This window comes from Yersinia sp. FDAARGOS_228, from assembly GCF_002073315.2.
GTDB lineage: Bacteria > Pseudomonadota > Gammaproteobacteria > Enterobacterales > Enterobacteriaceae > Yersinia > Yersinia intermedia.
In genome coordinates this window covers 289,943-304,528 of sequence record NZ_CP020409.2, presented here as the reverse complement: position 1 = coordinate 304,528, position 14,586 = coordinate 289,943, and the positions used below count along the sequence as shown (strand labels likewise).

Here is a 14,586-nt window from a genome sequence, read left to right as displayed (position 1 = left end):
TGCTATTGGTTATCTTCGCGACACCCTGTTTGGGTTAATTCTGCTTTAAATCTCAAACTCACTTAATTTAGTTTAGTTTGTTGGTCATAATAAAAAGTAACCTGATGTCGCGGGATCCTCAATCTGCGCTACAATGTCCCCTTCTTTACGAATTAGCGGGGCGAGCCTTTTCTCCCCGGCAGGGAGCAAGCTAGATGTCTACCGGCGATGCATCAATTATAAAACCTATCCAATGGTGTGCCATTGATCAGCCAAATTTTCCTGCTGATATCGCTGATTGGTTGATGGAATTGGGGTCGATGACCCGGCGTTTTGAGCAACATTGCCAACGAGTCCATGTCGAACCCCAGCGAGAATGCTTTATTACGCGTAATGAGTTAGGGGAAGATGCAGAGCACTTACCTGTAAGCGAACGCTATTGGCTGCGGGAAATCATTTTGTGTGGTGATAATGAGCCTTGGTTGCTTGGGCGCACGGTTATCCCAGAGCAGACACTGTCTGGCCCAGATAGGGCGCTGGTGGATTTGGGCACCCTCCCACTCGGGCGCTATTTATTTGGTGGGGACAATTTAAGCCGTGATTATATTCAAGTGGGGCGGCAGAATGAACTTTGGGCGCGCCGCTCGTTGCTGCGTCTGTCAGGCAAACCCCTGTTACTGACGGAAGTTTTTTTACCGGCCTCGCCACTGTATTCGGTTTAAGCCGTAGTAAGATTTTGGAGATGGATAAATTGAAGGGAAGTACTGTTCAGACCAAATGGCAGGCTTATTGCCGTTTAATGCGGATTGATAAGCCTATTGGCTCGTTGTTGCTATTGTGGCCGACGTTGTGGGCATTATGGCTGGCGGGGCAGGGTATCCCAGAAACCAAAATACTGATTGTGTTTGTCTTGGGTGTGTTTTTTATGCGTGCGGCCGGTTGTGTCGTCAATGATTATGCTGATCGAAATATTGATGGTTTTGTAAAGCGCACCGCATCCCGCCCGTTACCCAGTGGCATTATCAGTGAACGAGAGAGCAAAATCCTGTTTGTGGTATTGGTACTGCTCTCGTTTGGTCTGGTATTAACCCTTAATAGCATGACCATTTGGTTATCATTGGCAGCACTGGCTTTAGCCTGGACTTATCCGTTTATGAAGCGGGTCACTCATCTACCCCAAGTGGTATTAGGTGCAGCTTTTGGCTGGTCGATACCTATGGGTTTTGCTGCGGTGAGTGAGAGTTTACCCCTGGTTTGTTGGCTGTTATTACTGGCGAACATTTGCTGGACCGTCGCTTATGACACGCAATACGCAATGGTTGATCGCGACGATGACCTGAAGATTGGGGTTAAATCCACGGCGATTTTATTTGGTCAACACGACAAGCTGATTATAGGGTTGTTGCAACTGGCAACCCTGGTGTTGATGGTTGCTATCGGCTGGCTGATGGGGTTGGGTGGCGCATTCTATTGGTCAATCCTGCTGGCGGGTGCCTTGTTTATCCACCAACAAAAGATGATTACTCAGCGTGACCGTGACGCCTGCTTCCGTGCGTTTTTGAATAATAATTACGTTGGGCTGGTGTTGTTTTTAGGCATTCTGATTAGTTATTGGCAGTAAATACGTTTCTGGAAAACAGTCAAAAAAATGGCCAGATGATGAATCCGGCCATTTTTGTTTAGCGCATCGAGGAATTAGTCTTCCGATTTATCCTCTGCCTCGGATTCAGGCAGTTGATTGCTGGTTTCGGCTGGCATACTGACACTCTCGATAGTCAGCTTCACTTCCGGCGTCATCAACGCACTCAGCATATTGTAAACTTCCAGCGTATGTTCCTGAACTGCGTCACCACTGTCACTGATATAACCTTCTTCGCGCAAAGTACCAACCAATGTTGAAAATACCGCTTTATCAAAGAATTCTGGTGCGTTAATCCCGTGCAGGACAGACAATCGCTGCGCCATGATACGGCTTTCTTTCTCCAGTGCCCCACGGTTAATGCTCGGATTGGCACTGAGCAGTGACAAGGTAATCGCGTATCGTTGCAGGGTTTCCCGCACACCGGCGGCCAATAATTGCAGTGGGCGAATCCGGGCCGGATTCAGCACTAACTCGGTCCCTTTGTCACAAATCAACTGTTGGCGGGCCAGCTCATCTATCAGTGTGTCCAGCGTCTGTGGCAACTCTTCTTTGCTGTAATGCAGGAACAGCTCAGCTTTCAACATCGGATAAATCATACTGATTTGGCGCAACAACTCATCACGGGTAATGCGGCGGTGGTACATCACCATACTGGCGATCAGGGACGGCAGCATCAGCAAGTGCTGGATATTATTGCGATAATAGGTCATCAGCACGGCTTGTTCCCGTGGCAGGATGATAATGTCACCAATGTTGTCTTTCTCCACCTCAAACTTATTCATATTCAAGGCGTGATTAAGTAACTCTTCCGGCGTTTTATCCGGTACGGTGACATCTTTCGCATAAGGCACATTGCGCAGCAGTTGCAGATAGCAATCAAGTTGCTCAAGCAACTGTTCACGGGTGAGTGAACGCTGACGTGAGGCTAACAATGCGGTAGAACACAAGTTCATGGCATTTGCTGCTGCCGCATTATTTATTCTCACCATAATCTTACCGGCCAAATCATTTACCGCCGGTGTCAGCCAGCTTGGGCGCTGAGCTTCGATCGGGTCAATGGCATCACGCCATTGCGGTACATTGGTGTTCAGATAGGTGGTCAACGGGATCGGTTCACCAAAGTTGACATAGCCCTGACCGAGGTTACGCAACTTGCGCAAGCCCCGCAGCATCTGCAACAGGTTCTCTTTCTCTTTGGTCGCGCCGCGCAGCTCTTTGGCATAGGTACCCACTTCCATCACATGTTCATAACCGATATAAATCGGCACCAAGGTGATTGGACGTGAGCCACCACGCAACATTGCCTGAATGGTCATCGACAATGTGCCGGTTTTTGGCTCCAGCAGGCGGCCGGTACGTGAACGCCCCCCTTCAACAAAGTATTCAACCGAATAACCACGAGTGAACAGTTCACCTAAATACTCGCGGAAAACCGTTGAATAGAGTTTATTGCCTTTAAAGGTGCGACGAATAAAGAACGCGCCCAAACGACGGAAGATAGGCCCGGCAGGCCAGAAGTTAAGGTTAATCCCGGCGGCAATATGCGGCGGCACCAGCCCTTGATGATAAAGCACGTAGGAGAGCAGCAGATAATCCATATGGCTGCGATGACAAGGCACATAGACGATTTCATGGCCATCTTGCGCCAACTGCCGCACCCGTTCTGCATTATGGACATTAATGCCCTGATACAAACGGTTCCACGTCCAGCTTAATACCCTGTCAGACAGGCGCACGGCTTCATAAGAGAAGTCGGCTGCGATCTCTTCCATCAGTGTAATAGCATTTTGCTGTGCTTTCTCATGGGAGATTTTCTTGGTCCGCGCTTCATCGGCAACGGCCTTTTCAATCGCCTTTGAGGTCAGCAACTTTTTGAACAGATCCTGACGGGCAGGCAGACTAGGGCCAACCGCGGCTAAGCGTTGACGGGAGAAGTGCATGCGCGCGACACGAGCCAGTTTGTGGGCGATAGTTTTATCGGTACCGTGTTCGCTGGCCATTCTGCGCAGTGAAACTGTGGTAGAGAAACGCACAAAACTATCGCGACCCAGCCATAAGACAGCGAAGAACTTCTGCACCCCGTTAAGCACGCGCAGATGTGGTGTTCCGTGGCCTTCACGCCCCGGCGAACGACCAAACATCACGGAAACCGGTAGCATCTGGATATCCAACTCGGGATTATTGCGGTGCAAATCCAGATAGTCGTGGAACAGCTTTACCGATTCCTGTTTAGGTGCGTAATAACGAAAGACCCTCGGGCCATTATCGATAAACACATGGCTAGGCAGTTGCACGCCATCGATTTCCAATGGAATCAAGGGGTCGGGCAGGTCTTGTGCTTGACACTGCGCTCGCAAAGTCAGCAAATCAGCCTTAGAATTGTAAGGCAAAACGTACAGAATAGGACGAGAGGGGTCTAGCCCTAACTCAGTCACAGGGTCTGCCGGAATAACCTTGCTTTTTACCAACAGTTTAAGTGGTAAATTCAGTAACTTATAATATATTTTACGCCAACCTGACATAACTACATGAAGCCTCTTGTTAGCAATTCGTCGCAAGGATACCAGAAACTGGTTTTGAGATCTGTGGTGATAAGACAACAGAAAGCGGCAAAAATCATCATTAACTTAAGATAAAGGCAATAAAACATGGCGAATCAATCAACAGGGCTGGCCCGAGTCTATAAAGCGGCCGGTTATTCTGTGAAAGGCTTAACGGCTGCCTGGAAAAACGAAGCAGCTTTTCGCCAGGAAGCTGTCGCCGCCATCATCGCTATCATACTGGCCTTCTGGTTAGATGTAGATGCTATCGCACGCCTTTTATTAATTGGTAGCGTCATTTTAGTGATCATCATCGAAGTCATTAATAGTGCGATTGAGGCGGTGGTGGACAGGATTGGCAGTGAGCTCCATGAGCTATCGGGGCGTGCCAAAGATATGGGGTCTGCGGCGGTATTTCTCGCCATCTTATTAGCGCTATTTGTCTGGATAACGGTACTTTGGCAGCATGCTGGTTAATGTTATGACGAACAATGCCGCAGAAATAAGCTGTGATTAATCCCTGTTTTTATTCACTCTTTGGTTCCCAATACCCGCTTACCTGTATATACTCACAGCAAGACTGTATAAACAAACAGGGGGCGGAATGAAAGCACTTACTACCAGACAGCAAGAGGTTTATGACCTGGTTCGCGATCACCTAGCGCAAACCGGCATGCCACCGACCCGTGCCGAAATTGCGCAGCGTCTGGGGTTTCGCTCTCCTAACGCCGCTGAAGAGCATTTAAAAGCACTGGCCCGTAAAGGTGTCATTGAGATTGTTTCTGGCGCTTCCCGTGGCATTCGCTTGCTGATGGAAGAAGAAGATGGCCTGCCACTGATTGGCCGGGTTGCCGCAGGTGAGCCTTTGCTGGCACAGCAGCATATCGAAGGGCACTACAAAGTAGACCCATCGATGTTTAAGCCGAGTGCAGATTTTCTGTTGCGGGTTAATGGGATGTCGATGAGAGATATCGGCATTCTGGATGGTGACCTATTAGCGGTACATAAAACGCAAGATGTGCGTAACGGGCAAGTGGTTGTGGCACGAATTGACGATGAAGTAACGGTAAAACGCTTGAAAAAACAAGGTAATATCGTACAGCTTCTGCCAGAAAATAGTGAGTTCCAACCCATTATTGTCGATCTGCGCGAGCAGAGCTTTACTATTGAAGGACTGGCCGTCGGTGTTATCCGTAATGGCGACTGGATCTAACATTAGCGTTTTATATTGAACTGATAAGCCGTTCCTGCTCAGGAGCGGCTTTTTATTATCGTTAATTGCCTCATTAGGCTATTCAGATGCCCAAAATAATTGGTGTTGCAAGTAGGCAGCCAGCAAGCGACAAATCTGCCGGGAGCTGATTTAAAGGTTACTTGCAGCAGTCTCACAGAAGTGAGGTTTATAGATGGGCCAAGTAACAAGTGTAGCTAACACCTGATAGCTTCAGTATAAAGGATATAGTTAGATTGAGACGATTCTGACAATAAGTTATTACCTACTGTTTTAACTGAATAATATGAATGTATATTTTTACTTTATAGTTCGATTTCTTGTGATTAATATTATCAAGGCTTTAATTATCAGTATCCTCTGCTATAGTTATTCCTACGGTAAGCGAAACAACGAAGTTTAATTTTAAATTATGACTGTGAGTGACTAATTTAAATATTGTTGTTTTCTCAATAGACGATGTTTATCGTGCTAATTTAAATAAACTGACTAATTCCCAAGGTAACGGAGATATTATGAATAAAGATCAAGCCGACGGTAACTGGAAGCAGTTTAAAGGTAAAGTGAAAGAAAAATGGGGCAAGTTGACCGACGATGACCTAACGGTAATTGAAGGTAAGCGTGACCAGTTAGTGGGTAAAATCCAGGAGAAATACGGCTATCAGAAAGAGCAAGCTGAGAAAGAAGTCAAAGCTTGGGAAGACCATAGCAAGTTTCGCTGGTAACAGCATGAAATGGAATTAAACTGCTATTGATATAAATTAATCGGGTCTCTCGTTTCATAGAATATGAATTATTAATCAATTCCGTATAATTATTGATAAATCAAATCCAATTATACTGATGTGATGATATTGTTTTAATAAAAGATATTCTGGTTGTACCTGTATTTATATCTGCCTTGGCACAAGGACGTGCCTTATAATTATTATCCTGTCGCATTGCTCGCGGCAGTCTGCTTTTTGCTCACCGATATATACCCACCAGGGATCTCTATCTATACCCTAAATAATTCGAGTTGCACGAAGGCGGTAAGCGAGATACAAATCGGTCGGGAACCGATTTGTACAGCATTTATGCTAGCCCGCAGGATGAGGCTCATTAATCCCGATGAGCTTACATAAGTAAGTGATTCGGGTTATTGAGAGCAGCCAACACACATGCAGCTTGAAGTATGACGGGTATAAGGCAAAAGTAATTGGAGAGCAGCTAACATTGCTGCGGCTTCAATATCTTCAATTAGATATGCAACTATTTCTTTTTAGTGACAATAGAGTGGTCATGGTCACAATGATCATGGCTTTCACATGCTTCAACTTCCCCGCATTCAGCACATAACCCGTGCGCTTCAACCACACTGTGACGCAGTGCAAAACCTGATTGTTTAGCTAGCTGCGCTAATGCTTCTTCAATACCCACAGTGGTACGTTCAGTGACTATTTTGCAGCGATCACAGATAAATAGCGCCGAGGTATGGGTTGGCTCTTCAAAATGATGGCATAGCACATAACTATTCGCTGACTCAACACGGTGGATAAAACCCTGCTCAAGCAAAAAATCCAATGCGCGATAAACCGTTGGAGGCTTGGCTTGCGGCTCAGAAACACGCAGCAAATCCAACAAATCATAAGCACTGATTGCGCCAGGCTGTTGTGCCATTAAGCGTAATACTTCAAGACGTTGCGGTGTCAGCCGGACGTTACGTTGTTGGCACAGCTCTTCAGCCTGAGCCAGCAGCTTTTCCTCATTGATAGGTTTCATGATATCCATCCCGCAGCATTCAAATTGAATTGATTTTATCATATTTAGCGTTAATCGCCGATAGATGAAAAGGCAAGGGGAAGGTGGGTATCACATTTTTGTTAAGTCATAGAATTCGATGACAGAACGATCAGCCGTAAGGTTCAATTATCACACCGGCAGCTATGGTGAGGTTCTATGGTATAATTACTCATTCCATCCCTTTGTAGGGTTCGCTCGGCGGGCAACTTCAATGGGTATTCGATGAAATAATAACCGATGAAATCACCGTAAATGCACGCAGCCCAGACTTTTTCCAGCACCCCGGCCACTAAGCCACACTACCCCCTGCAACGTTTTTCCGTCGCGCCGATGCTCGACTGGACTGATCGTCATTGTCGCTATTTTCATCGTTTGTTAACCAAGCAGACCTTGTTATATACCGAGATGGTCACCACCGGTGCCATTATTCATGGCAAAGCTGACTATCTGGCTTATAGCGAACAGGATCATCCGGTGGCACTGCAGCTTGGGGGCAGTGACCCGCAAGCACTGGCACATTGTGCCAAATTGGCTGAACAACGCGGCTACAATGAAATAAACCTGAATGTGGGTTGCCCATCTGATCGGGTGCAAAATGGTCGTTTCGGCGCTTGCCTGATGGGTGAGGCTGAACTGGTCGCTGACTGCATTAAAGCTATGCGTGATGTGGTTTCTATTCCTGTCACCGTTAAAACTCGTATCGGCATTGACCAACTGGATAACTATGAGTTCTTGTGCGAGTTTGTGCAAACGGTGGCAGACCGTGGTGAATGCGATATCTTTACCATTCATGCTCGTAAAGCCTGGCTCTCAGGGCTTAGTCCGAAAGAGAACCGTGAAGTGCCACCGCTGGATTATGAGCGGGTTTATCAGCTCAAGCGTGATTTCCCAACACTGACTATTGCCATTAACGGTGGTGTGAAAACGCTGGCTGAAGCCAAAGAGCATCTTAAACATCTTGATGGGGTGATGATGGGCCGCGAAGCCTACCAAAATCCAAGCATTTTGACCCAAGTCGATCGAGAACTGTTTGATGCGAATGCCCCTGTAGTCGATAGCGTTAAGGCGATTGAAGCACTTTATCCTTATATCGAACAGGAGTTGTCTCGCGGTGCTTATCTGGGCCACATCACCCGGCATATTCTTGGTATCTTTCAGGGGATCCCTGGTGCGCGTCAATGGCGTCGCCATCTAAGTGAAAATGCCCATAAGCCCGGTGCCGGTGTTGCCGTAGTAGAGCAAGCCTTAGCGCTGGTCACTCAGCCTTATACCCTTCGTCCTTGAAGTCGCAGGGTTGTTAGCTACGTTTACTTACCCGAATCACTTACTTGAGTAAATGATTCGGGATGCGTTCACTTGCTGCCTACCTGCGATGCCAATTACTTTGGGTATAATAAAATAGCTATAAGTTAGTCAAATCGACCATGCCTATCTGTTTTTCTGGTAGGCATTTATATTACTTAATAAGTAAATTCAATGTATTAGCTGATGCATTAAAGTTGGCATGCTTCTTGTAATACTTCTTATAAAATCCCCGATTTGTTCGTTATATTTAATGATGTGGTTGTGGGACACACACAATTATTAAGGAGTCAGCCATGTTTGAAATTCTCTTTGTTATCGGCTTTTTTATCATGCTGATGGTAACCGGTATTTCCCTGCTAGGGATCTTCGCTGCATTACTGGTGGCTGCCGCTTTTATGATGTTGGGCGGCTTATTCGTCATGATGATTAAGCTGTTGCCTTGGTTGATTCTGGCGGTGGTGGCGGTCTGGATATGGCGTTCGATGCAGAAACCGATAGTCAGGCGTTACTAAAATTTTACTTTCTTGCGGCAGCGATCACAGCCTGAAAGATTAGTGGGGCGAATCCGAGGGAAAACGTATTTTTTCTCGAGCGTGCTTGCTAGGATGCTAACCGATACGATTTGGTATCACATTTTCATCCCTGCCAGAGGTAAAAATAGCCGTATAAACGGCAGTTAGCTCTGACAGAATACGCTGCTGTGCCCCTACATGTGCATCAAAGAAAGCGTTGTAAAGAAGGGCTCCCTAATCGGAGCCCTTTGTTTTTTCAACAATATTACTGAGGAATGGCCAGACAACTTACGGTATCAGTAAGCTGGATCCTGTGGTCTGGCGGCTTTCTAAAATTTGATGGGCACGGTGAGCATCACGCAACGGGAATTGCTGTGCCTTTGCCACATCGACATTAATTGCTCCGCTAGCAATCAGTGAAAACAGTTCGTGGCTGGCACTTTCTAACTCTTGCCGATTGGTGACATAAGTGTTTAGAGAGGGGCGAGTAACATATAGCCCGCCTTTTTGGTTCAGGATGGCAAGATCTACTCCAGTCACTGGGCCGGAGGCATTACCGAAACTCACCATCAAGCCTCTACGCTTAAGGCTATTAAGCGAGTCCAGCCAGGTACTTTTCCCGACGGAGTCATACACCACACCCACTTTTTCGCCATTAGTCAGCTCTGCCACCCGCTCGGCAATATTTTCTGTACGATAGTTAATCGTGGCCCAGGCACCAGCAGCTTTTGCTAATTTGGCCTTTTCATCAGAACCAACACTGCCGATAAGCTTAGCACCAAGCGCTTGCGCCCACTGGCATGCAATTAGCCCTACTCCCCCTGCCGCTGCATGGAACAGGAATACCTCACCCGGTTTTATCTCGTGGGTTTGGCGCAACAGATAGTGGACGGTCAGTCCTTTGAGGAATGATGCTGCGGCCTGCTCGAAAGAGATGTTGTCAGGAAGTATGGCAATCTTCTCTGCCGCAACATTATGCACTTCGCTGTAAGCCCCGAGAGCTGATTGGGCATACACCACCCGGTCACCGACGTTTATTGTGTTAACCGATGAACCCACTTTGGTGACAATTCCCGCAGCCTCTGTTCCCAATCCACTGGGAAACTGTGATGGTGAATAAAGCCCACTGCGAATATAAGTATCGATATAGTTAATACCGATTGCCTTGTTTTCTACCTGAACCTCATTTGCCGCAGGGTCAGAAGGGGTGAAATCAAGGTACTGCAACACTTCCGGCCCGCCAGTGGTACTGAATTGGATATGCTTTGCCATGGTAGCTCCTATAGATAGGTATATTTTCACCCTACAGGGTTCTGCACGGAGTGCCAAGATCTGGCTAATACCGATATGTAATAGGGAATATTATTACCTCTTAGAATCAGGCGATGCAGCAGTGTGAGCGGCATTTTTTTTCCTCATCACCGAACTTTCTGAACTCATCAGCTCCATTCATTTGCGGTCTACCTGCAACTCCAATTACTTTGTGTATATACTAGGCCGTTATATTTTCTATTCGATATTTTCCTATCGCAACAAAGGTAAAGAACACTCTTCATGGCCGCAAAAAAACCAACCAACAATATGACAGAGCCACGAGACCGCCAGATGGAAGGGCTGAAACTCCCGCCTCATTCGCTGGAGGCAGAGCAGTCCGTGTTGGGCGGTTTGATGCTGGATAATGAACGCTGGGATAACGTGTCAGAACGCGTTGCCAGCAATGACTTCTTCAGCCGCCCGCATCGCCGAATCTTTACTGAAATGCAGCGTTTGCTGGAAAACAGCAAACCGATCGACTTGATCACCTTGTCTGAGTCGCTAGAGCAAAAAGGCGATCTGGATTCGGTGGGGGGATTTGCCTATCTGGCAGAGTTATCGAAAAATACGCCAAGTGCGGCGAATATTGGTGCCTATGCTGATATCGTACGCGAACGTGCGGTAGTACGTGAAATGATCTCGGTAGCCAACGAGATAGCTGACGCCGGTTATGATCCCCAAGGGCGTAGCAGTGAAGATCTGCTGGATCTGGCTGAATCAAAAGTGTTTCAGATAGCTGAAAGCCGCGCCAGTAAAGATGAAGGGCCGAAAAGTGTCGATCAGATCCTCGAAGCCACGGTCGCGCGAATTGAGCAGCTCTATCAGCGGCCCCATGATGGGGTGACCGGTGTTTCAACCGGCTTTACCGACCTTGATAAAAAAACCGCCGGATTGCAGAAATCAGATTTGATCATTGTCGCTGCGCGTCCATCAATGGGTAAAACCACTTTTGCGATGAACTTGTGTGAAAACGCTGCGATGATGCAGGAAAAACCGGTATTGATCTTCAGTTTGGAGATGCCCGGCGATCAGATCATGATGCGTATGCTGGCATCCCTGTCACATGTTGACCAGACCCGTATTCGTACCGGTCAGCTCGATGATGAAGATTGGGCGCGTATTTCCAGCACCATGGGCATATTGATGGAAAAGCGCAATATGTACATTGATGACTCATCTGGTCTGACACCGACAGAAGTGCGCTCCCGCGCGCGGCGTATTTTCCGCGAACATGGTGGTTTGAGCCTGATTATGATCGACTACCTGCAATTGATGCGGGTGCCATCTCTTTCAGATAACCGAACGTTGGAAATCGCCGAGATTTCGCGCTCACTCAAAGCACTGGCGAAAGAGTTGCAAGTCCCGGTCGTGGCGTTATCACAGCTTAACCGTAGTTTGGAGCAACGCGCCGATAAACGGCCAGTTAACTCCGACTTACGTGAATCAGGCTCTATCGAACAAGATGCGGACTTAATCATGTTTATCTATCGTGACGAGGTTTATCACGAGAACAGTGATGAGAAAGGGATCGCGCAGATCATTTTGGGTAAACAACGTAATGGCCCGATCGGATCTGTCCGGCTGAAATTTAACGGCCAATGGTCGCGCTTTGATAACTATGCCGGTCCGCAGTACGACGACGAATAGTTTCCCCTTCGTCCTTGAAGCTACAGGGTTGTTAGCGGCGGTGACCCATGCGGCACCTCTCGCTTGCTGCCTTGCTGCAACTCCAATGACTCTGGGCATAACATCTATTAATTATTAAGGATAAGAAATGAAAGCGGCAACAGCAGTAATCGACCGCCGCGCTCTGCGACATAACTTGCAACAGGTACGGCGCATGGCGCCACAAAGCCGCCTGATTGCTGTTGTGAAAGCAAACGCTTATGGCCACGGGTTATTAGAAACAGCGCATACTTTGCAGGATGCCGATTGCTACGGCGTCGCGCGCATCGGTGAAGCTCTGATGCTACGTTCCGGCGGGATCGTAAAACCTATTCTGCTGCTGGAAGGGTTTTTTGCCGCAGAGGATTTGCCTATTCTGGTGGCTAACCGGATTGAAACCGCAGTACACAGTATTGAGCAATTAGAAGCGCTGGAAGCGGCGGATCTCCCGGCACCGATCAATGTTTGGATGAAACTCGATACCGGTATGCACCGTTTAGGTGTGCGCCCTGAGCAGGCCGACGCTTTCTACCAGCGCCTATGTGCTTGCCGCAACGTTATTCAGCCCGTCAATATTATGAGCCACTTCAGCCGTGCCGACGAGCCTGAAGTGGAGACCACCCATCAGCAACTTGCTTGCTTTGACGCCTTTGCTATTGGCAAACCGGGTAAACAGTCTATTGCTGCCTCTGGCGGTATTTTGCTGTGGCCGCAAGCGCATCGTGATTGGGTTCGCCCCGGTATCATACTGTATGGCGTTTCGCCGATGGATGAACCTTATGCCAGTCATTTTGATCTACTGCCAGCGATGGCATTAAAATCCAGCCTGATTGCTGTACGTGAACATAAAGCCGGTGAGCCAGTGGGCTATGGCGGTACTTGGGTTAGTGAGCATGATACGCGCTTGGGTGTCGTGGCGATTGGTTACGGTGACGGTTATCCGCGCAGCGCACCATCGGGTACGCCGATGTGGGTCAATGGTCGCGAAGTATGCATTGTCGGGCGGGTATCAATGGACATGATTTCAGTTGATCTTGGGCCAAATAGCAGCGACAAAGTCGGTGATGAAGTGCTGTTGTGGGGAGCCGATTTACCGGTTGAGAAAATCGCGGCTTACACCGGTATCAGTGCCTATGAATTGATCACTAAGCTGACCTCCCGTGTAGCGATGGAATATCTGGGAGAATAAGGTAAGCTGCAAAGGGTATAAACAGTGATTATTCAATCCAGGAGAGCAGCGCCGTGTTCCAGAATGTTGACGCCTATGCAGGTGACCCCATCCTTTCACTGATGGAAAGTTTTAAAGCCGACGACCGAGCACATAAAGTGAATTTGAGCATTGGGCTTTATTACAATGAGCAGGGTGAAATCCCGCAAATGCAGGCAGTGGATACCGCTGAAACCCAAATGAATGCTCAGCCACATGGGACACCGGTTTACTTGCCGATGGAAGGTTTGCAATCTTATCGTACTGCTATTCAGCAGCTACTATTTGGCAGCGATCACCCTATGCTGGCTCAGCAACGGGTGGCGACTATCCAAACTGTCGGTGGTTCCGGTGCATTGAAAGTGGGTGCTGATTTCCTTCATTCCTATTTCCCTGACTCTCAGGTGTGGGTCAGTGACCCTACGTGGGAAAACCATGTTGCTATCTTCAGTGGCGCAGGTTTTAAGGTGAATACCTACCCGTACTTTGATAATGACAAGCTGGGCGTAAAATTCGATCAAATGCTGGCAACGTTGCAGCAGTTACCGGCCAGAAGCATTGTGTTGCTCCATCCTTGCTGCCATAACCCAACCGGATCTGATCTGACGAATGCGCAGTGGGATCAGGTTATTGGCGTGGCTAAAGACAGGGATCTGATCCCGTTCCTGGATATTGCCTATCAGGGCTTTGGTGCTGGGTTGAATGAAGATGCTTATGCGATTCGAGCCATGGCGGCAGCGGAGTTGCCTTGTCTGGTCAGTAACTCCTTCTCTAAAATCTTCTCTCTGTATAACGAACGGGTCGGTGGCCTTTCTGTGGTATGTGAAAGTGAAGAAGCCGCTGGTCGCGTATTGGGGCAACTGAAAGCCACGGTGCGCCGTAACTATTCCAGCCCGCCAAACTTTGGCGCACAGGTTGTGTCAAAAGTACTGCATGACGGCGAATTACGGGCGCAGTGGCAGGCTGAAGTGGAACAGATGCGTCTGCGTATTATTGAAATGCGCAGCACGTTGGTGAAAGCCTTAAAGGCAGCGCTACCCAATCGTAATTTTGACTACTTACTGCACCAGCGTGGCATGTTCAGCTATACCGGTTTTAGTGCTGCCCAAGTGGATCGTCTGCGTGACGAGTTTGGCGTATATCTGATTGCCAGTGGCAGGATGTGTATGGCAGGTGTCAACCACAGCAATGTTCAGCGGGTAGCTGCTGCGTTTGCGGCAGTACAGTAATTAGAGATCCGCGTTATCTGAGACGACGAACTTTTAAAGGTGCCGAACTGTTTAAGGCGCTAAACTGTTTAAGGCGATAGAAATATCGCCTTTTTGCTTTATTTTTTCCACCATCTTTCCGTTACTTATCCACATAACCTGTCTGGTTAGCCCTCCGCCAATGGCTGTAAATCGATTAAA

The 14,586-nt window shown here is 47.9% G+C and carries 13 protein-coding genes; 10 read left to right on the top strand and 3 right to left on the bottom strand.

Translation table 11 applies throughout. From position 1 onward, the window contains the following. Positions 1 to 194: 194 nt before the first annotated feature. Positions 195 to 701, top strand: a complete 507-nt coding sequence (gene ubiC, locus A6J67_RS01415) for a chorismate lyase (protein WP_005191489.1) — start codon at positions 195 to 197, stop codon at positions 699 to 701. Between the two features lie 29 nt (positions 702 to 730). Next, positions 731 to 1,600: a 4-hydroxybenzoate octaprenyltransferase gene (gene ubiA, locus A6J67_RS01410; protein WP_042570072.1), complete on the top strand. Its 870-nt coding sequence runs from the start codon at positions 731 to 733 to the stop codon at positions 1,598 to 1,600. 74 nt (positions 1,601 to 1,674) lie between these two features. Here the strand turns inward: ubiA and plsB are convergent, their stop codons facing one another. Next, positions 1,675 to 4,143: a glycerol-3-phosphate 1-O-acyltransferase PlsB gene (gene plsB, locus A6J67_RS01405; protein WP_005191487.1), complete on the bottom strand. Its 2,469-nt coding sequence runs from the start codon at positions 4,141 to 4,143 to the stop codon at positions 1,675 to 1,677. A gap of 126 nt (positions 4,144 to 4,269) precedes the next feature. On the opposite strand from plsB, the gene A6J67_RS01400 reads away from it, so the two are divergent. The 3 genes from A6J67_RS01400 (at position 4,270) to A6J67_RS01390 (ending at position 6,117) form a co-directional block, all read left to right on the top strand. Further along, the gene (locus A6J67_RS01400) at positions 4,270 to 4,638 is read left to right on the top strand and encodes a diacylglycerol kinase (RefSeq protein WP_005191486.1); all 369 of its coding nucleotides are present in this window, start codon (positions 4,270 to 4,272) and stop codon (positions 4,636 to 4,638) included. 127 nt (positions 4,639 to 4,765) lie between these two features. Further along, positions 4,766 to 5,374 carry a transcriptional repressor LexA gene (gene lexA, locus A6J67_RS01395; RefSeq protein ID WP_005191485.1) on the top strand — a complete coding sequence of 203 codons (609 nt, stop codon included), beginning with the start codon at positions 4,766 to 4,768 and terminating at the stop codon, positions 5,372 to 5,374. Positions 5,375 to 5,907: 533 nt separating this feature from the next. Further along, positions 5,908 to 6,117, top strand: a complete 210-nt coding sequence (locus tag A6J67_RS01390; RefSeq protein ID WP_005191484.1) for a CsbD family protein — start codon at positions 5,908 to 5,910, stop codon at positions 6,115 to 6,117. Between the two features lie 526 nt (positions 6,118 to 6,643). Here the strand turns inward: A6J67_RS01390 and zur are convergent. Then, entirely contained in the window at positions 6,644 to 7,153 is a 510-nt protein-coding gene (gene zur / locus A6J67_RS01385; protein WP_032907679.1) for a zinc uptake transcriptional repressor Zur, read from the bottom strand. Positions 7,154 to 7,426: 273 nt separating this feature from the next. On the opposite strand from zur, the gene dusA reads away from it, so the two are divergent. Both dusA and pspG read left to right on the top strand, forming a co-directional pair. After that, positions 7,427 to 8,458 carry a tRNA dihydrouridine(20/20a) synthase DusA gene (gene dusA / locus A6J67_RS01380; protein WP_050296872.1) on the top strand — a complete coding sequence of 344 codons (1,032 nt, stop codon included), beginning with the start codon at positions 7,427 to 7,429 and terminating at the stop codon, positions 8,456 to 8,458. 314 nt (positions 8,459 to 8,772) lie between these two features. Next, complete coding sequence (gene pspG / locus A6J67_RS01375; RefSeq protein ID WP_005191465.1) at positions 8,773 to 8,991, top strand: envelope stress response protein PspG; 219 nt, start codon at positions 8,773 to 8,775, stop codon at positions 8,989 to 8,991. Between the two features lie 288 nt (positions 8,992 to 9,279). Here the strand turns inward: pspG and A6J67_RS01370 are convergent, their stop codons facing one another. Beyond that, entirely contained in the window at positions 9,280 to 10,263 is a 984-nt protein-coding gene (locus tag A6J67_RS01370; protein WP_005191463.1) for a quinone oxidoreductase, read from the bottom strand. A 282-nt stretch (positions 10,264 to 10,545) separates the two neighbouring features. Here A6J67_RS01370 and dnaB point away from each other — a divergent pair, with 282 nt between their 5' ends. From dnaB to A6J67_RS01355, 3 genes are all read left to right on the top strand, one after another. Next, entirely contained in the window at positions 10,546 to 11,952 is a 1,407-nt protein-coding gene (gene dnaB, locus A6J67_RS01365) for a replicative DNA helicase (RefSeq protein ID WP_005191462.1), read from the top strand. A gap of 127 nt (positions 11,953 to 12,079) precedes the next feature. Next, entirely contained in the window at positions 12,080 to 13,159 is a 1,080-nt protein-coding gene (gene alr / locus A6J67_RS01360) for an alanine racemase (RefSeq protein WP_005191461.1), read from the top strand. 53 nt (positions 13,160 to 13,212) lie between these two features. After that, positions 13,213 to 14,406, top strand: coding sequence for an amino acid aminotransferase (locus A6J67_RS01355; RefSeq protein ID WP_042568981.1), 1,194 nt, complete (start codon positions 13,213 to 13,215; stop codon positions 14,404 to 14,406). The last annotated feature ends 180 nt before the right edge of the window (positions 14,407 to 14,586 follow it).